Annotated in this window: 25 protein-coding genes and 1 tRNA gene; 12 read left to right on the top strand and 14 right to left on the bottom strand. The window is 65.3% G+C overall.

Annotation, left to right across the window (positions count from 1 at the left end):
* Positions 1-138: 138 nt before the first annotated feature.
* The 3 genes from LXB15_RS20055 to tesB all read right to left on the bottom strand — a co-directional run bounded on the left by LXB15_RS20055 (position 139) and on the right by tesB (position 3,246).
* Complete coding sequence (locus tag LXB15_RS20055) at positions 139-1,518, bottom strand: ammonium transporter (RefSeq protein ID WP_255696621.1); 1,380 nt, start codon at positions 1,516-1,518, stop codon at positions 139-141.
* 275 nt (positions 1,519-1,793) lie between these two features.
* Complete coding sequence (locus tag LXB15_RS20050) at positions 1,794-2,132, bottom strand: P-II family nitrogen regulator (RefSeq protein WP_233950114.1); 339 nt, start codon at positions 2,130-2,132, stop codon at positions 1,794-1,796.
* 241 nt (positions 2,133-2,373) lie between these two features.
* Positions 2,374-3,246 carry an acyl-CoA thioesterase II gene (gene tesB / locus LXB15_RS20045; protein ID WP_233950113.1) on the bottom strand — a complete coding sequence of 291 codons (873 nt, stop codon included), beginning with the start codon at positions 3,244-3,246 and terminating at the stop codon, positions 2,374-2,376.
* A 121-nt stretch (positions 3,247-3,367) separates the two neighbouring features.
* Between tesB and LXB15_RS20040 the strand changes: the two genes are divergently transcribed.
* The 8 genes from LXB15_RS20040 (at position 3,368) to LXB15_RS20005 (ending at position 11,534) form a co-directional block, all read left to right on the top strand.
* A complete protein-coding gene (locus LXB15_RS20040; RefSeq protein WP_233950112.1) occupies positions 3,368-4,615 on the top strand; it encodes a ubiquinone biosynthesis hydroxylase in 1,248 nt (415 codons plus the stop codon).
* Positions 4,616-4,807: 192 nt separating this feature from the next.
* Entirely contained in the window at positions 4,808-5,158 is a 351-nt protein-coding gene (locus LXB15_RS20035; RefSeq protein ID WP_233950111.1) for a DUF2849 domain-containing protein, read from the top strand.
* Positions 5,159-5,248: 90 nt separating this feature from the next.
* Positions 5,249-6,940, top strand: a complete 1,692-nt coding sequence (locus LXB15_RS20030) for a nitrite/sulfite reductase (RefSeq protein WP_233950110.1) — start codon at positions 5,249-5,251, stop codon at positions 6,938-6,940.
* Entirely contained in the window at positions 6,937-7,446 is a 510-nt protein-coding gene (locus tag LXB15_RS20025; protein WP_233950109.1) for a DUF934 domain-containing protein, read from the top strand. The genes LXB15_RS20030 and LXB15_RS20025 overlap by 4 nt, the downstream gene beginning before the upstream one ends.
* A 4-nt stretch (positions 7,447-7,450) precedes the next feature.
* Complete coding sequence (locus LXB15_RS20020) at positions 7,451-8,239, top strand: phosphoadenylyl-sulfate reductase (protein ID WP_233950108.1); 789 nt, start codon at positions 7,451-7,453, stop codon at positions 8,237-8,239.
* Positions 8,236-9,138 (top strand): sulfate adenylyltransferase subunit CysD, encoded by a 903-nt coding sequence (gene cysD / locus LXB15_RS20015; RefSeq protein WP_233950107.1) that lies wholly within the window; start codon positions 8,236-8,238, stop codon positions 9,136-9,138. Before LXB15_RS20020 ends, cysD begins: the two co-directional genes overlap by 4 nt.
* Positions 9,138-10,865 carry a sulfate adenylyltransferase subunit CysN gene (gene cysN / locus LXB15_RS20010; protein WP_233950106.1) on the top strand — a complete coding sequence of 576 codons (1,728 nt, stop codon included), beginning with the start codon at positions 9,138-9,140 and terminating at the stop codon, positions 10,863-10,865. Before cysD ends, cysN begins: the two co-directional genes overlap by 1 nt.
* Before the next feature lie 333 nt (positions 10,866-11,198).
* Positions 11,199-11,534 (top strand): hypothetical protein, encoded by a 336-nt coding sequence (locus LXB15_RS20005; RefSeq protein WP_233950105.1) that lies wholly within the window; start codon positions 11,199-11,201, stop codon positions 11,532-11,534.
* Positions 11,535-11,622: 88 nt separating this feature from the next.
* Here the strand turns inward: LXB15_RS20005 and LXB15_RS20000 are convergent, their stop codons facing one another.
* From LXB15_RS20000 to LXB15_RS19985, 4 genes are all read right to left on the bottom strand, one after another.
* Positions 11,623-11,823: a Trm112 family protein gene (locus tag LXB15_RS20000; RefSeq protein WP_233950104.1), complete on the bottom strand. Its 201-nt coding sequence runs from the start codon at positions 11,821-11,823 to the stop codon at positions 11,623-11,625.
* Positions 11,824-11,872: 49 nt separating this feature from the next.
* The gene (locus LXB15_RS19995) at positions 11,873-12,556 is read right to left on the bottom strand and encodes an LON peptidase substrate-binding domain-containing protein (protein WP_233950103.1); all 684 of its coding nucleotides are present in this window, start codon (positions 12,554-12,556) and stop codon (positions 11,873-11,875) included.
* A 113-nt stretch (positions 12,557-12,669) separates the two neighbouring features.
* The gene (gene trxA / locus LXB15_RS19990; protein WP_233950102.1) at positions 12,670-13,674 is read right to left on the bottom strand and encodes a thioredoxin; all 1,005 of its coding nucleotides are present in this window, start codon (positions 13,672-13,674) and stop codon (positions 12,670-12,672) included.
* The gene (locus LXB15_RS19985; protein ID WP_233950101.1) at positions 13,671-14,198 is read right to left on the bottom strand and encodes a prolyl-tRNA synthetase associated domain-containing protein; all 528 of its coding nucleotides are present in this window, start codon (positions 14,196-14,198) and stop codon (positions 13,671-13,673) included. The genes trxA and LXB15_RS19985 overlap by 4 nt, the downstream gene beginning before the upstream one ends.
* A gap of 269 nt (positions 14,199-14,467) precedes the next feature.
* Here LXB15_RS19985 and LXB15_RS19980 point away from each other — a divergent pair.
* Positions 14,468-14,542 (top strand) — tRNA-Gly (locus tag LXB15_RS19980).
* 192 nt (positions 14,543-14,734) lie between these two features.
* Here LXB15_RS19980 and LXB15_RS19975 read toward each other — a convergent pair.
* From LXB15_RS19975 to LXB15_RS19955, 5 genes are all read right to left on the bottom strand, one after another.
* Positions 14,735-14,875: a hypothetical protein gene (locus LXB15_RS19975; protein WP_233950100.1), complete on the bottom strand. Its 141-nt coding sequence runs from the start codon at positions 14,873-14,875 to the stop codon at positions 14,735-14,737.
* On the bottom strand, positions 14,872-15,618 hold the full coding sequence (locus LXB15_RS19970) for a hypothetical protein (RefSeq protein ID WP_233950099.1): 747 nt from the start codon (positions 15,616-15,618) through the stop codon (positions 14,872-14,874). Before LXB15_RS19970 ends, LXB15_RS19975 begins: the two co-directional genes overlap by 4 nt.
* Positions 15,618-18,230 carry an N-6 DNA methylase gene (locus LXB15_RS19965; RefSeq protein ID WP_233950098.1) on the bottom strand — a complete coding sequence of 871 codons (2,613 nt, stop codon included), beginning with the start codon at positions 18,228-18,230 and terminating at the stop codon, positions 15,618-15,620. The genes LXB15_RS19970 and LXB15_RS19965 overlap by 1 nt, the downstream gene beginning before the upstream one ends.
* A gap of 12 nt (positions 18,231-18,242) precedes the next feature.
* A complete protein-coding gene (locus tag LXB15_RS19960; protein WP_233950097.1) occupies positions 18,243-20,789 on the bottom strand; it encodes a DEAD/DEAH box helicase family protein in 2,547 nt (848 codons plus the stop codon).
* 138 nt (positions 20,790-20,927) lie between these two features.
* Complete coding sequence (locus tag LXB15_RS19955; RefSeq protein WP_233953263.1) at positions 20,928-21,119, bottom strand: helix-turn-helix domain-containing protein; 192 nt, start codon at positions 21,117-21,119, stop codon at positions 20,928-20,930.
* Positions 21,120-21,596: 477 nt separating this feature from the next.
* On the opposite strand from LXB15_RS19955, the gene LXB15_RS19950 reads away from it, so the two are divergent.
* Both LXB15_RS19950 and LXB15_RS19945 read left to right on the top strand, forming a co-directional pair.
* Positions 21,597-22,175, top strand: a complete 579-nt coding sequence (locus LXB15_RS19950; protein ID WP_233950096.1) for a hypothetical protein — start codon at positions 21,597-21,599, stop codon at positions 22,173-22,175.
* A gap of 51 nt (positions 22,176-22,226) precedes the next feature.
* Complete coding sequence (locus LXB15_RS19945; protein ID WP_233950095.1) at positions 22,227-22,526, top strand: hypothetical protein; 300 nt, start codon at positions 22,227-22,229, stop codon at positions 22,524-22,526.
* 203 nt (positions 22,527-22,729) lie between these two features.
* On the opposite strand, the gene LXB15_RS19940 is transcribed toward LXB15_RS19945, so the two are convergent.
* The gene (locus LXB15_RS19940) at positions 22,730-23,134 is read right to left on the bottom strand and encodes a hypothetical protein (protein WP_233950094.1); all 405 of its coding nucleotides are present in this window, start codon (positions 23,132-23,134) and stop codon (positions 22,730-22,732) included.
* 207 nt (positions 23,135-23,341) lie between these two features.
* Positions 23,342-24,310 (bottom strand): site-specific integrase, encoded by a 969-nt coding sequence (locus LXB15_RS19935; RefSeq protein WP_233950093.1) that lies wholly within the window; start codon positions 24,308-24,310, stop codon positions 23,342-23,344.
* A gap of 24 nt (positions 24,311-24,334) precedes the next feature.
* Here LXB15_RS19935 and LXB15_RS19930 point away from each other — a divergent pair, with 24 nt between their 5' ends.
* Entirely contained in the window at positions 24,335-24,793 is a 459-nt protein-coding gene (locus tag LXB15_RS19930; protein ID WP_233950092.1) for a hypothetical protein, read from the top strand.
* Positions 24,794-24,889: the final 96 nt, after the last annotated feature.

Raw genomic sequence — 24,889 nt, 5'->3', positions numbered from 1 at the left:
AAGAGGGCCTTACGGATGCGCCGGGCGGGAAAGGACCGCGAGGAAGCGGCGGCCGCGTCGCCTCGGTCGGCACCGAAACGCGAAAGGGACGGGCGATCGCTCGCCCGTCCCTCTGCTTCAGTTCGACGCTCTGACGGATCAGGCGTGGTAGGCGGCCTCGCCGTGATAGCTGAGGTCGAGCCCTTCGCGCTCCTGCTCGGGGGTGGGACGCAGGCCGACGATGAGGTCGACCAGCTTGAACAGGATCGCCGAGATGACTCCGCACCACACGATGGTCACCACCACGGCCCAGATCTGCGTCGTGGTCTGGCCGACGATGGAGAAGTCCTCCGCGCCGGTGCCGCCGAGCCACGGCGCGGTGAAGATGCCGGTGCCGACCGCCCCGACGATGCCGCCGATGCCGTGGATGCCGAACACGTCGAGGCTGTCGTCGTAGCCGAACTTGTTCTTCACCACCGACACGAAGAAGTAGCAGCAGCCGCTGGCCAGCGCGCCGAGGACGATCGCCCCGACAGGACCGATCGTGCCGCAGGCCGGGGTGACGGCGACGAGCCCTGCGACCATGCCGGACGCCGCGCCGAGCATCGAGGCCTTGCCGCGCGTCGCCGTCTCGATGAGGCACCACGCGACCAGCGCGCCCGCCGTGGCGGTGAAGGTGTTCAGCATCGCCAGCACCGCGCCGCCGGTTGCCTCGAGGTTGGACCCGGCATTGAAGCCGAACCAGCCGACCCACAGGATCGAGGCGCCGACCATGGTCAGCGTCATCGAATGCGGGGCCATGTTGTCGCGCCCGAGCCCGGTGCGCTTGCCGACGAACAGGCAGCCGACCAGCGCCGCGATGCCGGCATTGATGTGGACGACGGTGCCGCCGGCGAAATCCAGGGCGCCCCAGTTGAAGATCAGGCCCGAGCCGTCCCACACCATGTGCGCGATGGGAAAGTAGACGAAGGTCACCCAGAGGACGGTGAACAGCACCACCGCCGAGAAGCGGATCCGCTCGGCGAAGGCGCCGACGATCAGCGCCGGGGTGATCACCGCGAAGGTCATCTGGAAGGCGATGAACAGATATTCCGGAATGGCGACGCCGTCGCTGAAGGTCGCGGAGGTGGAGTCCACCGTCACGCCGGCGAGGAACAGCTTGCCGAGCCCGCCCCAGTACGGGCTGGTGCCGCCGCCGAAGGCGAAGGAGTAGCCCCAGAGCACCCAGACGATCATCACCACGCCGGTGATGACGGTGCACTGCATCAGCACCGACAGCATGTTCTTGGCCCGCACCAGGCCGCCATAGAACAGCGCGAGGCCCGGCATGGTCATGAACAGCACGAGCAGCGTCGCGGTCATCATCCAGGCGACGTCGCCCTTTTCGACGATGGAGACGGCTTCCGCGGCCGGGGCGGCGGCGGTGGCGGCCGCATCCTGCGCGAAGGCCGGTCCGGCAGTGGCGGCAAGGGCCGCGGCGGCTCCCAGCCAGGCGCCGGCGGCGGCCACGCGCCGAAGCGATTGAAGTGATCTCGACATGAGTTGCAACTTTCCAACAGAGTCCGGATGGCGCGCTTGCCCGGGAGCATCCGCTGCGTCCCGTGGGTCAGCAATCAAGACCCGTGCCAGATCGCGCGGTGCTGGCGCCGTGGTCCGGGTGACTGCGATATCGGGTAACCGCGACGCGCCCGCGCACGTCAGGCCTGCCGCTCGCGGCGGCAGGCTGCCCGCCGCCTGGGCATTCGCAGGCTGGGCCGGCGCGGTCATGGTGGCCGGTGTATTTCCGCTGGTCATGTGATGTCCTGCCCCCGCTCTCAAAGTGCGTTCACGTCGATCTCGCCGGTGCGGATGCGCACGGCGGAATCGATGCTGAAGACGAAGATCTTGCCGTCGCCGATCTGGCCGGTCTTGGCCGCGACCTGAATCGCATCGACGGCGCGATCGACCATGTCGACCGGCACCGCGACCTCGATCTTCAGCTTCGGCAGGAAGCTGACGGCGTATTCGGTGCCGCGGTAGATCTCGGTGTGCCCCTTCTGCCGTCCGTAACCCTTCACCTCGGTCACGGTGAGACCCTGAATGCCGACGCTCGTCAGCGCCTCGCGGACCTCGTCAAGCTTGAATGGCTTGATGATCGCCATCACGATTTTCATGTTCACCTCGCAGCTTTGACGGCCGCCGTGGCACGGCCGCCGAGTTGAGCCAACCGCGGGATGGGGCGGAACGCCCGCACGGTGACTGACTCCAGGTAAACAAGGCGCGTGCCAAACGGCGCCGCGTCGCCGGCAGCGACGCCAAATCGGTGAATCCCGGTGAAAAAGCGGTCGCTGCCCGCGAATGAGGCAGGCGTCGGCCGCTCGCCAAATCATCAGATGTGCAATTTTTGCCTAATACTTAGGCAGTCTGCGCACGCCGTGGACGGATCAGGCCTTCCTGCGCGACCGAGGCCACCAGCGTGCCATCCAGCGCGAAGAGCGACCCGCGGGTCAGCCCGCGCGCGCCGGAGGAGGACGGGCTGTCCTGCGAATAGAGCATCCACTCGGACGCCCGCACCGGGCGGTGGAACCACATCGCATGGTCGAGGCTCGCCGCCTGGACCTTGTCGCTGAACACCGACAGGCCGTGCGCGAACAACGCGGTGTCCAGCAGCGTCATGTCCGAGAGGTAGGCGAGCACCGCGGTGTTGAGGTCGCGGTCGTCGCCGATCTCGCCGGAACAGCGGACCCAGACCTGCTGGAACGGCTCGAGCTTGTCGGTGCTGAGATAGTGGTCGAACGACACCGGCCGGAACTCGATCGGCCGCGGCCGTTGCCAGTAGCGCCGCACCGGCTCCGGCGCGTGCTTGAGGATCGTGTCGGTGATCGCCTGGCCGTGCGGCAGATCGTCCGGCCGGGGCACGTCCGGCATCGGCGCCTGGTGGTCGAAACCGGGCTCGTCCTTCTGGAACGAGGCCGACAGCGAGAAGATCGCGTGGCCGTGCTGGATCGCCACGACGCGGCGGGTGGTGAAGGAGCCGCCGTCGCGGATCCGGTCGACGTCATAGATGATCGGCGCGGCCGGATCGCCCGGCCGCATGAAATAGGAGTGCAGGGAGTGGCAGTGCCGCTCCGCCGGCACGGTGCGCTGCGCCGCGACCAGCGCCTGGGCGATCACCTGGCCGCCGAAGACGCGCTGCCAGGTCTGGTCGGGACTGGTGCCGCGGAAGAGGTTTTCCTCGAGCCGTTCGAGGTCGAGCGTCGCCAGGAGCTTTCCAACGGCCATCGTCATACTAGTCTACTCCGCGGTTGCGGGGGCCGTCGCCCCCGCTTACCTGCGGCGTTGCACCAGGGGCACGGGATCGTCAACCCGTCGGCGCCGGGCGGCATGACCGCGCGCGAAGGAGAATGGCATGAGCGACACGATCGACGGACACGGGGGCGAGCGCGCCGACATCGTCATAGCCGGCGCCGGCTATGTCGGTCTGACCACCGCGGTGGCGATCGCCGACGCCGCGCCGCATCTGTCGATCGTCGTCGTCGACGCCGCGCCTGAGGGCGTCTGGCGCAAGGACGAGCGCGCTTCCGCCGTCGCCGCGGCGGCGATCCGCATGCTCGAGCGCCTGCAGATCTGGGACGAGGTGCGCGACGAGGCGCAGCCGATCACCGAGATGATCGTCACCGATTCCCGCACCTCCGACCCGGTGCGGCCGGTCTTCCTCACCTTCGGAGGCGAAGCCAAGCCGGGCGAGCCCTTCGCCCACATGCTGCCGAACGTCGCGTTGAACGAAGCGCTGCGCAAACGCGCCGAGACGCTCGGCATCAGGATCCGCCAGTCGGTCGCGGTGTCGGGCATCGAGCCCGGCCTGGCGTCGATCGCCGTCCGCCTCGCCGACGGCGGCAGGATCGACGCGCGGTTGCTCGTCGCCTGCGACGGCGTGCGCTCGAAGATCCGCGACATGGCCGGCATCCGCACCGTCCACTGGGACTACGGCCAGTCCGGCATCGTCGCGACCGTCAGGCACGAGCGCCCGCACGAGGGACGCGCCGAGGAGCATTTCCTGCCCTCCGGCCCGTTCGCCATCCTGCCGCTCAAGGGCAACCGCTCGTCGCTGGTCTGGACCGAGCCGACCCGTGAGGCCGAACGGCTGGTCGCTTCCGACGACCTCCTGTTCGAGATGGAGCTCGAGCGGCGCTTCGGCCACAAGCTTGGGGCGCTGACCGTCGAAGGCGGGCGCCGCGCCTTCCCGCTCGGGCTGACGCTCGCGCGCGACTTCGTCCGCCCGCGCATCGCGCTCGCCGGCGACGCCGCGCACGGCATCCATCCGATCGCCGGCCAGGGACTCAATCTCGGCTTCAAGGACGCCGCGGCCCTCGCCCAGACCGTCGTCGAGGCCGACCGCCTCGGGCTCGACATCGGCGCGCTCGACGTGCTGGAGACCTACCAGCGCTGGCGCCGCTTCGACACGCTGCAGATGGGCATCACCACCGACGTGCTGAACCGGCTGTTCTCCAACGACAGCCGGCTGTTGCGCGCCGCCCGCTCCTTCGGCCTGTCGCTGGTCGACCGCGCCCCGCCGCTGAAGCAGTTCTTCATCGGCCAGGCCGCCGGCCTGACGCGCGGACCCTCGCCGCGCCTGCTGCAGGGCGAGCCGATCTGAGGGTATTCGGTGCCGGGAAACGGAATCGGTCGCCGCTCCCCCTTATGGCAGCAAATTCTTTCCCCTTGGCGGGATACAAGGCAATCCCCGCCGCCGCCGTCGCAAGCGATTGCGCCTATCTAAGAGCCTCGGCGTGACGCCCGATCGGGCGTGGCGCTCAGCACCTATTGGGATCAGCACGGGAGAACGCCAATGGCAGCCGAACACCGGGCCGGATCGAAGGTCAGGGGCGATACCCTTCCGGCGATCCTGATGGCGAACCACCTTCTCGACGGCGACGTCGTGTTCCTCGCGGAGTCCGGCTGGACTCTCGACCCGTCCGCCGCGCGCATTGCCTTCGACGCCGATAGCGCCGCGACGATGGAGGCGGAGGGCAAGGCCGCCTTCGCCGCCAATCTGGTGGTCGACCCGTATCTGGTGCCGGTCGACCTGACGAGTACCGGCCTGCCGCGCGCCCGGCATTTCCGCGACGCCATGCGGCAGAAGGGCCCGTCCATTCACCCCGACATGGGCAAGCAGGCCGAGTTCGCCACGCCGGCCTGAGGCGCTTGCGGCGGTTTCCCGCCGCAGCAGCCCGGATGATTTGACCGGCGGCATGATCCCGCTTTTCGGACCGAGACGACAGGAGTTTCCATGTACCGCTACGACGAGTTCGACGAGCGCTTCGTGCGCGATCGGGTCGCCGAGTTCCGCAGCCAGGTGGAACGCCGGCTCGATGGCTCTCTGTCCGACGACGAGTTCAAGCCGCTGCGGCTGAAGAACGGCCTGTATCTGCAGCTGCACGCCTACATGCTGCGCATCGCGGTGCCCTACGGCACGCTGAGCTCGCGGCAGCTGCGGCAGCTGGCGGTCATCGCCGATACCTACGACAAGGGCTACGGCCACTTCACCACGCGCCAGAACCTGCAGTTCAACTGGCCGAAGCTGCGCGACGTGCCGGCGATCCTCGACCTGCTGGCCGACGTCGAGATGCATTGCATCCAGACTTCCGGCAACTGCATCCGCAACGTCACCGCCGACCAGTTCGCTGGCGTCGCCGCCGACGAGGTCGAGGACCCGCGCCCGACCGCCGAGCTGATCCGCCAGTGGTCGAGCCTGCACCCGGAATTCGTCTGGCTGCCGCGCAAGTTCAAGATCGCCGTCACCGGCGCCGAGCACGACCGCGCGGCGATCATGGTCCACGACATCGGCCTGAAGGTGAAGCGGCATCCGGCGACCGGCGAGGTCGGCTACGAGATCGTCGTCGGCGGCGGGCTCGGGCGCACGCCGATGATCGGCAAGATCGTCCGCGACTTCCTGCCCAAGCACGAGCTGCTCGCCTATCTCGAGGCGGTGATGCGCGTCTACAATTCGGAAGGACGGCGCGACAACAAGTACAAGGCGCGGGTGAAGATCCTCGTCCACGAGACCGGCGAGGACGAGTTCCGCCGCCGCGTCGAGGAGGAATACGCCAAGCTCGACGGGCCGACGATCAACGCCCCGCAGGAAGAGCTGGAGCGGATCGCCGCCTATTTCGCGCCGCCGGCCTATGACGCGCTGCCCGAGGCCTCGCCGGCTCTCGACGCGGCGCGCCGGGCCGATGCCGCCCTCGACCGCTTCGTCGAGCAGAACGGCTTTGCCCACAAGCAGCCGGGCTACATCGCCCTCACCGTCTCGCTGAAGCCGGTCGGCGGCGTGCCCGGCGACATGAGCGCCGAGCAGATGCGGGTCTTCGCCGACATCGCCGAGCGCTGGTCGTTCGGCGAGCTGCGGGTAACGCATGCCCAGAACCTCGTGCTGCCGCATGTCCGCAAGGACGACGTGCCGGAAGTCTTCGCGGTGCTGCAGGCGGCAGGTCTGGCAACGGCCAATGCCGGCCTCGTCACCGACATCATCGCCTGCCCGGGGCTCGACTACTGCGCGCTCGCCACCGCCAAGTCGATCCCGATCGCCCAGGCGATCGCCACGACCTTCGCCGACGAGGCGCGACAGAAGGACATCGGCCCGCTGCCGATCAAGATCTCCGGCTGCATCAACGCCTGCGGCCACCACCATGTCGGCGCCATCGGCATTCTCGGGCTCGAGAAGGCCGGCAAGGAGAACTACCAGATCACCGTCGGCGGCGACGCAACCGAACGGGCGGCGCTCGGCGAGCGCCTCGGCCCCGGCATCGACGCGGAGGACGTGCCGGGCGCCATCGAGACCATCGTCGACGTCTATCTCGGCCAGCGGGCGCCGGGGGAGGAATTCCTCGACACCGTCCGCCGCGCCGGGATCGAACCTTTCAAGGCAGGCTTTGCGGATTACATTGCCGCACGCCAGGCCGTCCGGGAGCCGGCCGAATGACCGTCATCACCGCATCCGGCGACAAACCCGACGATTACGTGCGGATCGACTCCGCCGAGGCTGCCGCCGCCGTGGAAGCGCCTGTGCTGGTGCCGCTGGCGCTCGCCGGCGCGGTGCTGGCCGCGGGCAGCAACCGCCGCTTCGGCCTGTCGGTGCCCAACAGCGCCCCGGTGGAGGAGATCGTGCCCTTCTTCGGTGCCGTCGACCTGATCGCCGTCGAGTTCCCGTCCTTCTCCGACGGGCGCGGCCTGTCGCTGGCCAAGCGCCTGCGGCGCGCCGGCTTCGCCGGCACGTTGCGTGCGTCCGGCCCGCTGATCGCCGACCAGTTCGCCGACGCGCTGGCCTGCGGCTTCGACGAGGTCGAGCTGCCGCAGACCATGGCCAACCGCCAGCCGGTGCAGCAGTGGATGGCGGCGAAGGACGCCATCAGCGCCCGCTACCAGAGCGGTTACGAAACGGCCGAGGCCAGCATCCTCCAGCAGCGCCTCGCGGCCCGGAAAGGCTGATGCGATGTCGGAGAGACTGAGGGAACTTGCCTCCGCGTTCAACGCCAGCTTCGCGTCGATGACGCCGCTCGAGCGGCTGGAGGCGATGGCCAAACACGTGCCCGGCCCGGTGGTGTTCACCACCAGCCTCGGCATCGAGGACCAGATGATCACCCATCTGATCTTCGCCAACGACCTGCCGATCGCGGTGAAGACGCTGGATACCGGCCGGCTGTTTCCCGAGACCTACGCGCTCTGGCGCGAGACCGAGGAAAAATACGGCCACCGCATCCGCGCCATGTATCCGCGCGGCGAGGCGCTAGAGGAACTTGTCAACGACCAGGGTATCGACGGCTTCTACTACGCGCCGGAGTTCCGCAAGAACTGCTGCGGCGTGCGCAAGGTCGAGCCGCTCGGCCGGGCGCTCGCCGGCGCTTCGGGCTGGATCACCGGCCTGCGCCGCGACCAGTCGGCCAACCGCGCCGACATGGATTTCGTCGGCTTCGACGGCGCCCGCGGGCTGGTCAAGGCCAACCCGATCTTCGACTGGTCGCGCGACGCGATCGTCCGTTTCACCGAGGCGAACGGCGTCCCGGTCAACACGCTGCACGCAAAGAACTTCCTGTCGATCGGCTGCGCGCCCTGCACGCGGGCCCTGCTGCCCGGCGAGCCGGAGCGGGCGGGCCGCTGGTGGTGGGAGGAAGAGACCAAGCGCGAATGCGGCCTGCATGTCGACGATGCCGGTCGGCCGGTGCGCGCCGACAACCACCGCCCCGCCGAGGGCGACGCTGCCTTTGAAAGACTGCCGCAATGAAGCCCATGACCCATCTGCAGCGGCTCGAGGCCGAATCGATCTTCATCCTGCGCGAGGTGGCGGCGACCGCCGACAACCCGGTGATGCTCTATTCGATCGGCAAGGATTCCGCCGTGATGCTGCATCTGGCGATGAAGGCGTTTGCCCCCGGCAAGCCGCCCTTCCCGCTGCTGCACGTCGACACGACCTGGAAGTTCCGCGAGATGATCGCCTTCCGCGACCAGCGCGCCAAGGATCTCGGGCTCGACCTCATCGTCCACACCAACGAGGAGGGCGTGCGCGCCGGCATCAATCCGTTCGATTCCGGCTCCAGAGTCCATACCGACGTGATGAAGACCGAGGCGCTGAAGCAGGCGCTCGACAAGTATCGGTTCGACGCCGCCTTCGGCGGCGCGCGGCGCGACGAGGAGAAGAGCCGCGCCAAGGAGCGCATCTTCTCGCTGCGCACGCCGGAGCATCGCTGGGACGCCAAGAACCAGCGGCCGGAGCCCTGGCGCCTGTTCAACACCCGCAAGAAGAAGGGCGAGAGCTTCCGCGTCTTCCCGCTGTCCAACTGGACCGAGCAGGACGTGTGGGACTACATCGCCATCGAGAACATCCCCGTCGTGCCGCTGTATTTCGCCGCGCCGCGCCCGATCGTGCGGCGTGACGGCGCGCTGATCATGCGCGACGACGAGCGCATGAAGCTCAAGCCCGGCGAGACGGTCGAGACCATGATGGTGCGCTTCCGGACGCTCGGCTGCTATCCGCTGACCGGCGCGGTGGAGTCCTCCGCGGCAAGCCTTGAAGACATCATTGCCGAAATGCGCGGCTCGCGCACCTCCGAGCGCCAGGGACGGGTCATCGACCAGGATTCCGGCGCCTCGATGGAAGAGAAGAAGCAGGAAGGCTATTTCTGATGACCGGCGCCCTGCCCAGGAAGCGTGACCTCGAGACGCTCGAGACCGTCGACGCATCGCTCGCCCCGATCGCCAACCCGGCCGTCATCGCCGAGGACGAGCGCTTCGCCGGTCCCGCACCGGACGAGGACTTTTCGGACGATCCCCTCGCCGGCCCGCTGGCTCCCGCCGCGTCGCTGCTGCGCTTCATCACCTGCGGCTCGGTCGACGACGGCAAGTCGACGCTGATCGGCCGGCTGCTCTACGAGACCAACGCCGTCTTCGACGACCAGCTGGAGACGCTGAAGCGCGATTCGAAGAAGTTCGGCACCACCGGCGCCGATCTCGATTTCGCGCTGCTCGTCGACGGCTTGTCGGCCGAGCGCGAGCAGGGCATCACCATCGACGTCGCCTATCGCTACTTCTCGACCGGCAACCGCGCCTTCATCATCGCCGACACGCCCGGCCACGAGCAGTACACCCGCAACATGGCGACCGGCGCCAGCCAGGCGGAGCTCGCGGTGATCCTCGTCGACGCGCGCAAGGGCATCCTGCCGCAGACGCGGCGGCACTCCTTCATCACCTCGCTGGTCGGCATCAAGAGCGTCGTCGTCGCCATCAACAAGATGGATCTCGTCGACTTCTCGGAGGATCGCTTCGAGGCGATCAAGCGTGACTACGAAGAGATTTTGCCCTCCTTCGGCTTCACCGACGTCGCCTTCATCCCGGTCTCGGCCAAGAATGGCGACAATGTCGCGGTGCCCTCGCCGAACATGGCCTGGTACCGCGGCCGCACGCTGCTCGCCCATCTCGAAGCCGTCGAGCCGCCGACCTTCGCGCCGTCCGAGGCGGCCTTCCGGCTGCCGGTGCAGTGGGTCAACCGGCCGCATCTGGACTTCCGCGGCTTTGCCGGCACGATCGTCGGCGGCGAGGTCAGGGCCGGCGACGCCGTCAAGGTCATGCCGGGCGGGCGGGCGAGCCGCGTGCAGGCGGTCCACGGCCCGGATGGCATCGTCGAGTCGGCCGGGGCCGGCGAGGCGGTGACGCTGACGCTCGCCGACGAGGTCGACGTGTCGCGCGGCGACGTCATCGTCGCAGCCGCCGACAAGGTCGCGGTGGCGAGCAAGCTGCAGGCCGAGATTCTCTGGATGGCGGAACGGCCGCTGATCGCCGGCGGCCGCTTTGTCGCGAGACTCGGGGCGGCGACGACGCCGGCCATCGTGCGCGGCCTCGATGCCGCGATCGACATCCACTCCTTCGAGGCGCGGCCGACCAGCGCGCTGATCATGAACGAGATCGGCCGGGTGACCATCGCCTTCGACCGGCCGCCGGTGGCGACCACCTACGAGGCGAACCGCGAGCTCGGCTCCTTCATCCTGATCGACCAGCTGACCAACGAGACGGTGGCGCTCGGCGTCGTTACCGCCCTCGGCGCCGCAGCTCCCCGGCCGGTGGCAGCCGCCGAACCAGAGGGCGCGCCGGCCAGGCTGCAGGCGCTGTGGCTCGGCCAGGCCGGCGATGCCGAGCCGGCGCTCCGGCGCAGCGTGCTGCTCTATCGGGCCGCGGCGGCGCTGCTGGTCGGATTCCTCGCCTTCCTGTTCGGGCTGGGCCTGTTGCCGGCGCTGGGCCTGGCGCTGCTGGACCTGGCGCTCCGGCCCTTCGTCGCCGCGGCCTTCGGCGCCGACGCCGTTCCGCCGCCGGGCGAGCGTGCCGACCCGACGACGGTCGGCGACGGCGCCGGCATTTGACCGGCCGGCTGGCCGGCGGTTGCGGGGCGGCCGCCCCTGCGCCGCGCGCGCGGCTGCGGCACATGCGCGGGGCAAGGATCCGGCTTTCGGTGGCGGAGGGATTGCTGCTGGCGGCATCGCTGGCGACCTGCCTGGCGCTCACCGCCGGGCTCCTCGGCTGACGGCGGCGAACACCCGAGCGTGGCGGCGCCGTGGGGACGATGCGGCAGGCTGCAGCAAAATCGCCCCGGAATGAGCGCGGTGCGACCCCATTCGGGCCGCGTTGCGCCGTCAGCCTCGGACCCATTGGCGAAGCCGCCGCTCGGGCGGCCTCAGATGAATCCGGAGACCGACATGAAGACCACGATTTTCGCCGCCGGGCTGCTCGCCCTCGGCACCGTCGCCGCGGCGGCCCAGAGCGCGCCGCCCGAGATGGGCGCGCCGCAGCCCACCCCCACCTGCGCCGAGGCGCTGCCGCAGATCCAGTCGCTGATCGACCAGGCCGGTGCGGCCGGGCTCGACACCACGTCGGCCGCCGAACATGTGGCGAAGGCCGAGACCGCCCGTGGCGCCAATGACGAGAATGCCTGCATCCAGAGCCTCGTTCTGGCCCAGAACGACGTGCTGGCCAAGGCGAGGGAAGCCACCGCCGCGCAGGGCAACGCCCCGGCGGCCCCGCCAGCGCAGTGACGTCGCTAACGATGCATTAAGATGAAGGGCCGGGCCGCAGCGTCCGGCCCTTTTGCGTCGGGCGTGCGCCGACGTCGCCGCTCGCGGCTCAGCCGAGTTCGCGGGCCTCGGAGACCAGCATGATCGGGATGCCGTGGCGGATCGGGAACGCCAGCTTGGCGGCCCGCGAGACCAGCTCGTTCGCCTCGCGGTCGTAGACCAGCGGCGTCTTGGTCAGCGGACAGACCAGCAGCTCCAGAAGCTTCGGGTCCGGCCGCAGCGTCTCGGCCCGCTCGGTTTCCTCTTTCATGCCGGGATGGCTCCCCAAGCCGCGGCGCAGGTGATCACGGCCTGCCCGCTCACTGCAACGTGTGCGACGTGCCGTCGCCCTCCTCGCCGTCCCGCGCCAGCGAGATCTCGGTGATGGCGATCAGCGTGTCGGCGCGCGTCTTCAGATCCGGCGCCTCGAGCAGCGCCTGCTTTTCCGCCGCGCCATAGGGCGACATCATGCACAGCGCGTTGACCAGCGTCTCGTTGGAGGCGCGGGTGACGCTCTCCCAGTCGGCTTCCAGCTGGTTGGCGTCGAGATACTGCCGGAACGCCTTCAGCAGGGCGTCGCGATTGACCTCCTCGGCACCCTCGCCGAGATTGAGGTCGCCGACGAAGGCGGCGATCCGGCACATCCGGTATGGGGTGCGCGAGGCGATCTCCTCGATCACCCGGAAGCGCGCGATGCCGTGCAGATTGACGATGCAGCGCCCGTCGCCGGTCTCGCTCAGCGAGGTGATGCGGCCGAGACAGCCGACCTGGCAGAGCTCCGGCTCGCCGTCCTCGCGCTTGGCGCCGTCGAGGCTCGGCTGGATCATCGCGATGATCCGCCGTCCAGCCATGGCGTCGTCCAGCATCTGCAGATAGCGCGGCTCGAAGATGTTGAGCGGCAGCTGGCCACCCGGCAGGAGCAGCGCACCGCCCAGCGGGAAGACCGGCACCACGTTGGGCAGGTCCGATTCGTCGGTGTAGTTGTAGTTGCCGGCCTGGACCAAGGGCGTTCTCCGTTACCGATCCGGCATGTGGAGCCTTGGCGGGCGATCTCAAGGGGATGCGGCGACAGGGCGCTGCCCGCCGCCCTTTGGGAGCGGCGGGCGCGGGTGCCCGCTCAGGAGAAGAGCAGCGTCGAGAGCTTGCGGCGGGCTTCCTTCGTCGCCGGGTCGGCCGGGCCCCAGGCCTCGAAGAACTCCAGCAGCTTGCGCCGCGCGCCGTCGTCCATGAATGTCCGGTCGCGGCGGATGATCTCCAGCAGGTGGCCCGCTGCGGTCGGCCGGTCGCCCTGCGCCTGCGCGATCAGCGCCAGGTCGAAGCGCGCCTGGTGGTCGTCGGCATCGCCCTCGATCCGCGCCTGCAGCTGCACCGGGTCGCCGAGCTCGGCGATCTCCTCGGCGAGCTTCAGCTTGGTGCGCACGGCGGCGAGCGCCGGCTCGTCCGGCGCATCGGCCGGCACCGTGTCGACGATCGCCCGGGCCTGCGCAGGCTCGCCCATCGCGAGATAGCACTCCGCCAGGCCCGCCGTGGCGCCCGCATGTCCCGGCTCGTGCTGCAGGATCACCGCGAAGAGCTGCGCGGCGTTCGCGGCGTCGCCTTCGGCCAGCAGCTCGTTCGCCTGGGCCAGCGCCTCGGCCAGCGGATCGCCGCCGGCGCCCTTGGTGAGGCGGTCGATGAAGGCCTTGACCTCGCTCTCCGGCAGCGCCCCCATGAAGCCGTCCACCGGCTGGCCGCCGACGAAGGCGAATACCGCCGGGATCGACTGGACGCCGAGCTGGCCGGCGATCGCCGGGTGCTCGTCGATGTTCATCTTGACCAGCTTGACCCGGCCGCCGGCAGCCTGGACGGCGCGCTCGAGGATCGGGGTCAGCTGCTTGCACGGGCCGCACCAGGGCGCCCAGAAATCCACCAGCACCGGCTGGTTGCGCGATTCCTGGATGACGTCGGCGGCGAATTTCGCCGTGGTCGTGTCCTTCACCAGGTCGCCGGCCGGGGCCGCCTGCGGCGCCGCGCCGAAGCCCTGCAGCCCGGCGGAAGGGGCCGGGGCCGCCGGAGCGGACGGCCGGCTGGTCTGGGCGCCGTAGCCGCCGCCGAAGGAATTGCCGTAGGGATTGTCGCTCATTCTCGCCGTTCCTCGCCGTCATCGACCCCGCCGTCCAGCTCGATGACGAGCGGCTCGTGCGCGGTGGCCCGGAAAAACGCCATCAGGTCGCTGGTGGCAATGGTTGTCGTCGCCGCGTTGGTCAGCGGATGGCAGTTCACCATATCGTGCGCCAGCAGGCCTTCATCAAGCACGAGCTGCACCGCTCCCTCGGTGTCGTTGACCACCCCGAAGGCGGTCACCGAGCCCGGCGCGACGCCGAGCAGCGCCCGCATCTGATCGGCCCCGGCGAAGGACAGCCGGCCGCTCGCCCCGATTCGCCGGTGCAGCGTCTTGAGGTCCACCGCCCGGTCCTCCTCCGCCACCACCAGGAACAGCCGGCCCTTCTTGTCCTTCAGGAACAGGTTCTTGGTATGCCCGCCGGGAATCGTCCCGCGCAGGCTCCGGCTCTCCTCGACGGTGAACAGCGGCGGGTGCGACACCGTCCGGCTGGCGATGCCGAGACCCTCGAGATGGGCGATCATCTGTTCCGGCGTGTCGATCATGGCGTTGCTCGCTGAGGCTGCTGACGGCAGCCTCTAGCGAAACCGGGCGCCGATGCGAAGGGGGCCGGCGGAAGTTCCGGCTCGGTCCCGTGGCGCGGACGGGTGATCGCCCGACGGGAGGGGACCGGGCCGCCGGTCGGAGCCGCTGCCGCCGACACGGCGCCCGGGCTCCGGCGGTCGTCCGCCGCCCGTGTCATTTGGCTGTTGCAATCACCCCGGCTTTCCGCCATATAGCGCCCGTCGCAGCGCTTCGGTGTTGCGCGGAGCGGGCGGGCGTAGCTCAGGGGTAGAGCACAACCTTGCCAAGGTTGGGGTCGAGGGTTCGAATCCCTTCGCCCGCTCCAAATTTTCTTCATTGCCAAAGATCCAAAGCTCTGTTTTCACGGGGCTTTTGCGTTTTGACTGCGGTTGAATCACACCGTCGTTAGATGGGCTACGAACGGTCGAATCTGCCGTGGTTACCTCGCGGTTACCAGCGCGGCATCGACAGGGCTTTTGAAGTCGCGGCCGTTCTTAGCCTTGCACACGCTCATCACTCAATCGAGCGAAGCGCTCCAACCCGCACCGAAAGGGGCCGGTTCGGCTGCGACACAATCTTCAATCAGGCTTTCCTCCATCAGCGCGCGGCACCTGGCCGGGCGCAGCTTGCGGTCAGCAATGTCGTGAAGCGATGTCATGCGGCCTCCTCGCCTTCTTCGGCAGGATAAAGCGCAGCCAGGGCCTCGTGAAGCTCTTGCATTACCTCGAAACCGGGTTCACCGCGAAGCGGCTCTATGTCGAAGGAACCGCAGAAGGCGAGGTCGGCTGTGGACATGTAGTATTTGTGCACGAAGTTCGCCGTGATCTCATCGTCATAAACTGAGTATTCAAGTTCCTCGGCATCGGCGCTCTCGCACAGAAAGCTCCTATAAAGCTCGAGGATCACCGGCTGCATGTGCGCCTCGATGTTGCGCACCTCGGTCATTATGTCGGCGATCTCGGCGTCAATCGCGGCCTGGTCGTTGAAGAAAACTGTGCCGCTGGGGTGGGCGATCTTGTTGCGGCGGCGCACGAATTTGGCGAACTCACCGACTTGCTGATTGGTGCAGCCGATCAGCTTAAGGAAGCGAAAGATCTGGCTTTCCTTCAGGCGATCATAGAATTTGAAGGGGCTCTCGCAGTCCATCAGACTACCTTCGTCATCCGAGCGAAATCCGACCATCGCCATAGCGAACGGTTCGGGTCGGGCCAGCCTGATCTGCCAGATCGAGAAGGAGACGAAGCTCATGTAGAGCAGATGAAAGGCGAGGCTGGCGAACTCGTAGCGCCCGGCCTCGTAGTTGGTCTGGAAGGCCGACCAGAGAAAGTCGAGGTAGGCCTGTTCGCTGCCATTTGCGAAGGACTGTGGCAGAAATTCGCGGAGCTCGAGTGCCTCGTCCATCAGGTCGCTGCCTCAGCAGCCTTGGCCTCGCCCCAGACGCGGGCGATGGCGGTATCGATTTTTTTCTTGAAGCGAGCGATCAGCTCTCGGTTGCCGCCTACGATGGCTTGCTCGGCCTCGATATCAGCGACGATGGTTCGCTGAACCTCGAAATCAGGAAGCGGAACCACGATTTTCAGAAGCTGAGATTTCGCAACGTTCTTCATGCTCCCGCTGGTCCCACCGCAAATTGAGGAAATTCGCGCACGGTATTCATTGGACGCTATGACGGTGTGAATGTATTTCGCGCTGACATCGGGCCGAGTGATTACAGCCTGCCAGAGCCGGTCAGGCAGAAACAGGTCAGGATAATTCTCATCAACATATGCGCTTGCCCCGACAAGAGCCTCTGTATTCATGCGGCTGATGATGATCGAACCTTTTTGGGGGCTGCATTTCACCCGGTCCACTTCTTCCGGTAACACAGCCTTATGCTCATCTGGGTTGAAGATCCCGGACGTCACCGCGCTGGTCTTCAAGACGCCCACCTCGCCTGGCAGTTTGGTCCGATTTTCGGAATTCACACTTACACCGGCTTCCATCGCGTCGAATACGTCCGAGAGTTCGACCATCGGCCACTCAGGATCAACCGGGATGTGAGGGCGGTAGTTGTCGAGGACGGCGCGGGCACCGTCAACGACACGTTGATAGCCCGCGACCTCGGCCACAATCTCGCGCTGCACCTCAAGCGGCGGGAGGGGTATTTCTAACTCGCAAAACTTGCTCTTTGAGATTTCCGCAAACGTGCCACCTGTTGCCCAACTTTGCATAGTTGGTACAAGCCGCGTTACCGCCAAAGCAACGTACTCGGGCAACGCCCGTGTATCGTCGGCAATGATGATATTCTTGAAGCCTTGGTTTGTGGCCAGAGGTACCCGGTTGATTGCAATTCGCCCGATAGTCGCGCGAGAGGAAACAAGTACCGAATTTGCCGGAATCATTTTGGCCGACGAGCTTTTTAGCCCTGCTTCGCTGATGGTTCGAACGGTCCCTTTGATTTCGGTGATGAAGTTGGTTGCAGGCAGATCAACCAGCGTCGCCCATGGAATGTCCCCATCCCAATACTCGCTCACATCAGACTTCGGGGTGCCGCCGCTTTCGACTTTGAAAATAGTTTCATCGCTCAGCGAGACCATTGGGAAACCGGACCGGCTATCGTCCCGCGTCTTATATCGTTCTGCGCTCAGAGTGACCGATCCTTCGGACAGCAGGTCATTTCTCTGGACGGCAAAGCCGAGGATGCTTTCCAGCTCGTCGCCCCCGCCCGCCCGCGCGGCCTGCAACCACGTCCCAAGCTCGGCTTTCACCTGCGCCAGTTGCGACCCCTTTATCGCCTTGCGCTGTGCGCCAAGGGCGAAGCCGTCATTCTCAATCTTGAAGAAAGCAACGTGCTGGCTCGCCCTGGCCACGGCGCGGTCAAGGATCAGGATCGAAGTTTTCACGCCGGAGTAGGGGTTGAACACGCCAGCGGGCAGCGAGATGACGGCGGCAAGGTAACCATCCACCAGCATCTTGCGCAGCGCCACATAGGCGCTCTGGCTTTGGAAGATGATGCCCTCGGGCACAATGATGGCGGCACGGCCCTGCGGGTTCAGGTGCTCGGCCATGTAGTCGACAAACAGGACTTCGCTGCGTTTGGACTGAACCTGAAAGCGTGAATGAGGGGGGATGCCCCCTTTGGGCGACATAAAGGGCGGATTAGCCAGGATGACGTCGGCCGTCTCCTGCCATTTGTCTTGTGAGGTCAGCGTGTCGTATTCCTCAACCTTAGGGTCGGCGAAACCGTGAAGATAGAGATTCACGAGGCTGAGGCGCACCATGTCTGGCGAAATGTCGTAGCCCTTAATGTTGTGGGCCAGCTGCTTGCGTTCCTCAGGTGTCAGTAGATCACCGGGATAGCGCAAGGGGCTTTCTAGTGCCCGTTCGGCTGCGTCCGTTTCCTGCCCCTTGCCGTTGTCGTTCACCACATGAGACGAGTTGGCCTTAAGGATGTGTTTGTAGGCTGAAATCAGAAAACCCGCCGTGCCACAGGCGGGATCCATGATGATTTCGGTCTTCTTCGGGTCGATGATCTCGACCATGAAATCGATGATGTGGCGCGGCGTGCGGAACTGGCCGGCATCGCCTTGGCTGCCGAGAACCGAGAGCAGGTACTCGAATGCATCACCGAGCTTCTCGCTGTGGTCATAGGTGAAGCTGTTGATTTCGCGTAGGAAGCTGCGCAGCGTCTCGGGGTCGCGGTAGGGCAGATAGGCGTTGCGGAAAATCGACCGGAACAGTTCAGGCAACTGGTCGTTCTCGACCATCTTGGTCAATGCTTCGGAGTAGGTGTTGAGCATCTCCTGGCCCGACACGCCCGGCGCTACCAGTCTGGCCCAGCGGTAGCGTTCATAATCCTTGGTGAAGAATTTCCGTTCGCCGCCCAGCTCCTCGGACTCGAGGTCCATGTCGTCCATAAATTTGTAGATCAGCGCGACCGTGATCTGTTCGACCTGGCTTTTTGGGTCGGGAACCTTGCCAACGAGGATATCGCGACAGGTGTCGATGCGGCGTTTCGTGTCAGTGTCGAGCATGCAAGTCTTTCATCAAAGGAACGGGTTCAGGGACACATAGTCCTTGATGTATTCGGGGATGCGTCTGCGCCACGGGGCCGGCACTTCCTTGAGGTCGCGGGTAGTGAAAGTTGGGTTTACATTGAGGTCTCCGAAGTGCCCCGCATCGACCAAGGCTCGGACCTTAGCGTCGCGGATATAGGCTTCAAAGAAATAGCGCATCTGGGCAACGCGGTCGGCTTCCTCGGGCTTCTGGTCAAGCAGAAACTTCTGGAATTCGTCCTCGATCAGTTCGGCCTTGCTCTTGAATTTGGGAATGAAGCCGAAGGCCTTTTCGATCAATTCGCGGATCGTGATACGACGATCAACACCAGCCGCGCGGCGCAGGCGTTCCAGGTTGAAATGTTCGTCGGGCTTGTCGAACAATTCCTCGATGACGTGCCGGGTCGCCGTCTCCCAATTCTGCTGCTCAACCAGTTCGGCAAGGCGCTTGTCGGACCGCGCCACATCCTCGAATTTCTTGAACAGCTCCCGGTCGACGCGCATTCCTTCTGGCCCGATTTGCTGCTCGGATTGGTAGACAACCTGATCGGGCTCGAGGAACTCGTAATATGCCGCGGCGGTGGTCGTTCCCGTTGTTGTATCGCCTCCAGAAGCCAGCGGCACAGCGGCGGGCTTGGGAAGTTTGAGTTCTTGATTGTACTGAAATTTCTCCTCGAAAAACTCGTAGTTGGCGAAGAAATCGAACAGCCGGTAGACAGATTTCTGAACATCGCCGAGCACTGTCTTCTGCGCCGGATCGAACATTTCCTCGGAAAAATTGTGCTTTCGGGTGCCGCGGCCCTTCATCTGGACAAAATCAGAGGGAGAGAAAATTGGCCGCATCAGCGCAAGGTTCAACAGATCCGGGCAATCATAGCCTGTGGTCATCATGCCGACCGTCACGCAGACCCGCGCCTTGCTGGTGCGGTAATTCTCCAATCCGTCACTGTGGCCAGCCAGATTGTTGTTGGCAAAGTTGATTGTCATCCTCTGTGCATGGGTGACATCGCTAGTCACCTGCATGGCAAAATCGGATTGGTAGCGGCCGGGCCAGAGCTGATCCGCCAACGTGTTCAGGATCTGTGTAATTTTCGCCGCATGGCTTTGGCTGACCGCGAAGGCGATGGTTTTGCCGAACTCGCCCGAGATCGGATCACGCATTCCGTGCTCGAGCAGCGCTCGGCAAAATGCTTGATTGGTCGCCTCCGCAAAAAAGCGCTTCTCGAAATCTCGGCCAGCGAAGGCTTCCTTCAGCTCGGTTCCGTCCTCGGCGGTCGTTTCGACCGTGAACCCCTCTTCCGACAGCAGTTGAGTGGTGACGCCTGTTCGCGCATCGATGACATAGGGATTGATCAAGAAGCCATCCCGCACGCCATCCAGAAGAGAGTAGCGGTAGGTCGGATCACCCGATTCGCAGCCGAAAGTTTTGTAAGTGTCCAGCATCATCCGCCGTTCAGACTCGCGGGGATCTCTTTCAGAGGCTTTTCCCTTCGCTGATCGCTTGAGATAATCCTTGGGCGTGGCGGTGAGGCCCAGCTTGTAGCCGATGAAATACTCAAAGACTGCGCGCGCGTTGCCGCCAATTGACCTGTGAGCTTCGTCCGAGATTACCAGGTCGAAATCCGTCGGCGAAAACAGGCGGCGGTACTTGTCGTTGAAGAGAAGGGACTGGACCGTGGTGACAACAATGTCCGCCTTGCGCCAGTCGTCCCGTTGCTCCTTGTAGATGATCGAGGTGAAATCATTCCTGAGAAGCGCTTTGAATGCCTTGTCCGCCTGGGTTTCCAACTCCAGGCGATCGACGAGAAACAGAACCCGTTTGGCATTGCGCGTTTTGAGAAAGAGCTTGACCACGGCGGCTGAGGTAAGCGTTTTTCCGGTTCCAGTCGCCATCTCGAAAAGGAAACGGGTGGCGCCCTTTTTTGCTTCCTCCTGGATACGCTCAATTGCGCGCTGCTGGTATTTGCGAAGAAATCGCAGCTTCTGCTTTTCAATGAATGCCAGTCGCTCGGCTTCGTTCTTCCAGGCGGCCTCATTGGCGTACCCGGGCATCTGCGTGAGCGCGATGAAGTCCAGCCCTACTGGTTCTGCGGACAATCTGCCTGTGTCAGGCTCGAAAGCGTAGTGGTTTTTGATGTCATCGGGGCCTGGGAATTTCGAGATGACGCTAGGATTGCCCTGCTCAAGATCCCAAAGAAAATGCATGATGCCGTTGCTGAGGATAACAAAACGCGCATTCTGCGAGCGGGCATATTTGCGGGCCTGCTCTTTGGCCGAAAGCGGATGTTTTCCTTCGGATTTTGCTTCCAGGATGATGAGCGGTTTGCCGTCTACGTCGAGCAACAGAAAATCGATAAAGCCATTCTTGGACTTCTCAAAATCTCTGCCGAGCGCCTCAATGTCGGCGTTCTTCAGCTTTACGTTTGGTTCAAGAACAATGTTTGCAGGACCGCGCTCACTCTCGAAAAACCGCCAGCCGGCCTCCTCGAGCAACTTGTTTATCTTGATCCGTGCGGTCGCTTCCTTGTGGGCCGACAAAGCTCGTCCTCTCTTCACACCGGGCGTGAATCAATACCCTAGAGTTGCATAGGGGATTTGGGCCGAGTGAGCTATTGCGATATCCTGGGTGATGACAGTTTGGGAAAGGCAGCGTATCGGGACGGCCGGGAAGGCCGCTTACCTGCCTGCCCTCTCCCCCGCTCGGATTAAGGCGTGGGGGTCGACCTGGATCGCTCGGCAGATTTCAACGAACTCCGCCACATCAATACGCCGTTCGCCCAACTCAACCTTTGAGACAAAGGTCTGCCGCTGACCGATTCGCAGTCCTAGCTCAGCTTGCGTGATCCCGGCGTCTTTCCGCGCCTGCACGAGACGGTCGATAATTTGCTGGTAGAGATCTGATCGAAGGGAGGTCAATGCGCAGCGCCGGTTGAAAGCCAGCGTTCAATTGAAACCCGAATTTGGGGTACTCTAAATTCGGGTATTCCTGCATGCTGCCTCGGTGCAATCCGAAGGGGGGCGGTGGTGAAGGAACAGTACGTTGGGGATCAGCGACTACCGGAAATACACCCTACGCTGTGCCCTCACTGCCGGCGGCGACACCCGTATTGGAGTGTGCTGGATGCTGACGCCATCCGACGGCAGCTCCGACGGCAGCAAGCGCGCTTACCTTCAGCAGCCTGCAAAGCACCGCCACCACGACCCGGAGCTGTTCGACATCCTGGTGGGAGTTAGTGACGACCCCGACGGTCGTCGGCTGCGACACATTGAGGAAAGCGCAGCAATCCCTGGCGGGCGCTACTCAACGAGCCGCTACCCGACAACGCGCCCGAACGACGCGCGTATATGGGAGCGTGCCAAGCGGCGCTTGCCGATGTCGACCTCATCTTCTTCGACCCGGACAATGGCTTGGAGGTGAAGAAGCCGCGCAACGGTCACAAGGGCTCCTCTAAGTACCTGTTCGAAGAGGAGTTGGCGGCCTGCTACGCGACCGGCAAGTCCGTGCTAGTCTACCAGCACTTTTCGCGCTTGGAGCGGGAGCCATTTGTCGTCGACTGCATCGAAAGACTGCGAGCGATTGCCCCCGACGCGGTTATCGGGACCTTCCGGACCGCCCACGTAGTGTTCCTGCTGCTAATTCACCCGCAGTCGCCCAGTCGGCTCAGAGACGCCGCACGCGAGGCGACGTCGCGATGGGACCCGAAATTCATCGCCGGCACCTTGTTAGAGCCCGCTGACAGCGTGCCTGCCTTGGCAGTCAAGCAAACCGGAGCCGTCGCGGCGGTCGACGAGACAGTCCAAAGAATGCCAGCGCCTGTGCCGACCTCCCTGGCGGACAAGTTGCCCCTCGCCCATTTCGAGCAGCGCGAGCCAGAACCTCGGCGCCCTTCGCTGCTCCGTCGCGTGGTTACCCGCTTCCGATAATTGTGGCCGATATTTCGACCGTGTTTTTCTGGCGATTTTTGGAGAACGCCAGTGAAGCTTCCCCTTGCTATCGTTACCGCGGCCCTGCTCCTCCTCACCGGATGTCAGACCGTCGAGGAGGTCGCGACCGCCGATGTTATGGCCGTCTGCACCGAGGGCGGCTACGGCCCCGGCACGCGGTATCACGACTACTGCATAAGCCAGCTAAAGCCGTTCGCGGTGCGCCTGGAACAACAGCGCCGGCAACAGCAGGTCGCGCGGGGGCTGAGCCAAATCGCTGAAGGTCTCAACCCGCCGTCGAAGCCAAAGGTCACCTGCATTCAGAGCGGCGCGGTCACGCGGTGCTACTGACCCAGCTGCCGGCCGGCGCCGCGCCGGAATATGATCCTTCCGAATATGCTGCGCGGTTCGTGGGCCCCCCCGGCGTCGACAGCGAGAATGGGGGTACTTGGGGGGAGGCTGAAGCATTCAGCCTGGGAGCGGCGCATGCGCGACCGCGCAGGAGCATCGGCCCCTCGCCGCGCCGAAGGCGTCAGTTGCTGCGACCGAGGCGTCTAGGCAGCAGCCGTGCGGCACCCCGAAGCGTCGTCTTGCTCGGCGAGTTCGGCGAGGCGTGCCGCCTCGGCCTCGGCAAGAGCTGCGAGGTAGGGCTCAGTGCCGTCTTCCGACCCGCCCCGCTCGGCCGCCGCTTGGGCGGCCAGATGAGCCCGCGACGCCACGGCGTGGGCTTCGGCGGCTCGACGGTGCGCTTCGAGCGGGTGCCCGCGAGCAGCCGCGTGTGACTGGAGGGCCAGATCATGCAGCTCGGCGGCAAGCGCATGCGCCTCGGCGCAGGTCTCCGGCTCACCCGCCGCATCTTCGCAGCGCCGAGCTTCAGCGGACGCGGCAAGTGCGATCGCAGACGCCGCTCGCGGATGCTGAAGTAGAATTTCCAGACCGAACGTGACTGTCTCGCCCATGGCGCCAACTCCTCAACAGTTCCGGTAAGATCGGAACACGCCGGAGCCATCGGCACAATTATCTCCGTGTTATCAGATATTTGACGAGTACCGGGGCCACCCCACGGCTACGGGCGCGCGCTGCGCCGCGTGCGGTGCAGCTGCCCCAGCCGGTGCCGCCGCCGCAGCCGGTGGGGCCACGGCGGCCGGCGGCGTATATGCCGGTGGTCAGGCGCCCGCGTAGGCGCGTTCGAGAGCCTCGACGGCGACGCTGCCGTCCCGGACGGCTTGCGTGTAGTGGCCGAGGGTGACGGTCGGATTGGCGTGGCCGGCGATGTTGGCGACGAGACCGACCTCGATCCCCTGCGCCTGAAGCGTCGAAATGAACGAGTGCCGTGCCGAGTGCGGCGTGACGTAGGGCAGCCCGAGACGCTCGAAGGCGGGCTCCCAATAGCGGCGCCGGAAGTTCTGGTAGAGCAGCGGCCCCCCGCCGCCGATGCGCTGCTTCGGCCAAGGCTGCAGCCTGCCGGGTCCAGGAAAGACACGATGCAGCTCCTTGCCCTTGCGCGGGCACCGGACGCGCCAGTTCAACAACATCTCGCGGAGCGTCGTCCCCATTGGGATCTCGCGTGTTCCCGCCTCGGTCTTGGTCATCTCGGTAAAGCTGCCGTCGCGCTCCTGGACGCGCCGGATGCGGATCACATTGGCGTCGAAGTCGACGTCGTCCCACAGAAGGCCCAGCTGCTCGCTCGGCCGGGTGCCCGTCAGGAACGGGAACGCATAGTAGACGCCGGCCTCGTCGTCGGTCTTGGCGGCCGTGATCAGCCTTGCGATGTCGGCAGACGACAGGATGACCTTCCTGGGCTTATGGCGAGCCCGTGCGAGGCCGGTGGGCATCGACGGTGCCCGAACTCCGAAGTCTTCCTCGGCGAGCGCCAGGACCCCCTTCAGATGCGCCTTTGCTCGATTGGCTGTGTAGGTGCCGACCTGCTCGACGAGAACTCGGTGCCAGGCGCGGATCGCCGCCGTCGTCAGCTCCGTCAGCTTCAGGTGCCCAAGGAGCGGGACGAAGGACGCGCCCTTCGGCTTCTTACCCGTCGCCGTATATTCGCAGCGCTCGCGGACAGTGCCCTCGAGCAGCGGGCCGGTGATGCAGTGGCAGACGATCTTGTAGCCGGTGAGCGTCGACGCCTTCACTTTGTCTGCCTTGTCAGCGAGCCAGTGCTCGACCGCTTCGGCGACGGTCGGCACAGCCTTCGGATCGACGTAAGTGTTCTCGGCGACCTGGTTCTGCAGTTCGCGTTGCCGGGCTTCGGCTTCCTTTTTCCGCTCGAAGAAAACCTGACGGCGCTGGCCGGACTTCGGATCTCGGTAGTTGAGTACGTAACGGTCTTGCAAGACGACCGCACCGCTTTTCAAGGTGCGCTTGCGGGTTCGTTTGGTGAGCTTGATGGAGAAGTCCATTGTGCTGATCCTCAGCTAGCGGGGCAAAAATCAAAACAAAAACACGGCGAAGCAACCGTCACAATAAATCACAGGGAAACCTTCGGAGACGCTCGAGGCGCCGAAACTGGAACCACGCTTGTAACCAGAATTGCTTGGGGCGGTGTCGAGCCTCGAAGTAACGGGGCTCGCGGTGTTTCGGAATCCGGCCTCGCCGAGGTTGAAGTCGCAACGTGACGGCCGTGCTGCTGGTGACGGTCAGGCGGCGGCTGGCTGGGCTGCGCCGGCAGGGGTACCCCCTGCCGGCCGCTGACGGGCGGACGCGAAATAGCA

The organism is Aurantimonas sp. HBX-1, assembly GCF_021391535.1.
GTDB lineage: Bacteria > Pseudomonadota > Alphaproteobacteria > Rhizobiales > Rhizobiaceae > Aurantimonas.
This window is presented reverse-complemented; position numbering and strand designations above follow the sequence as displayed.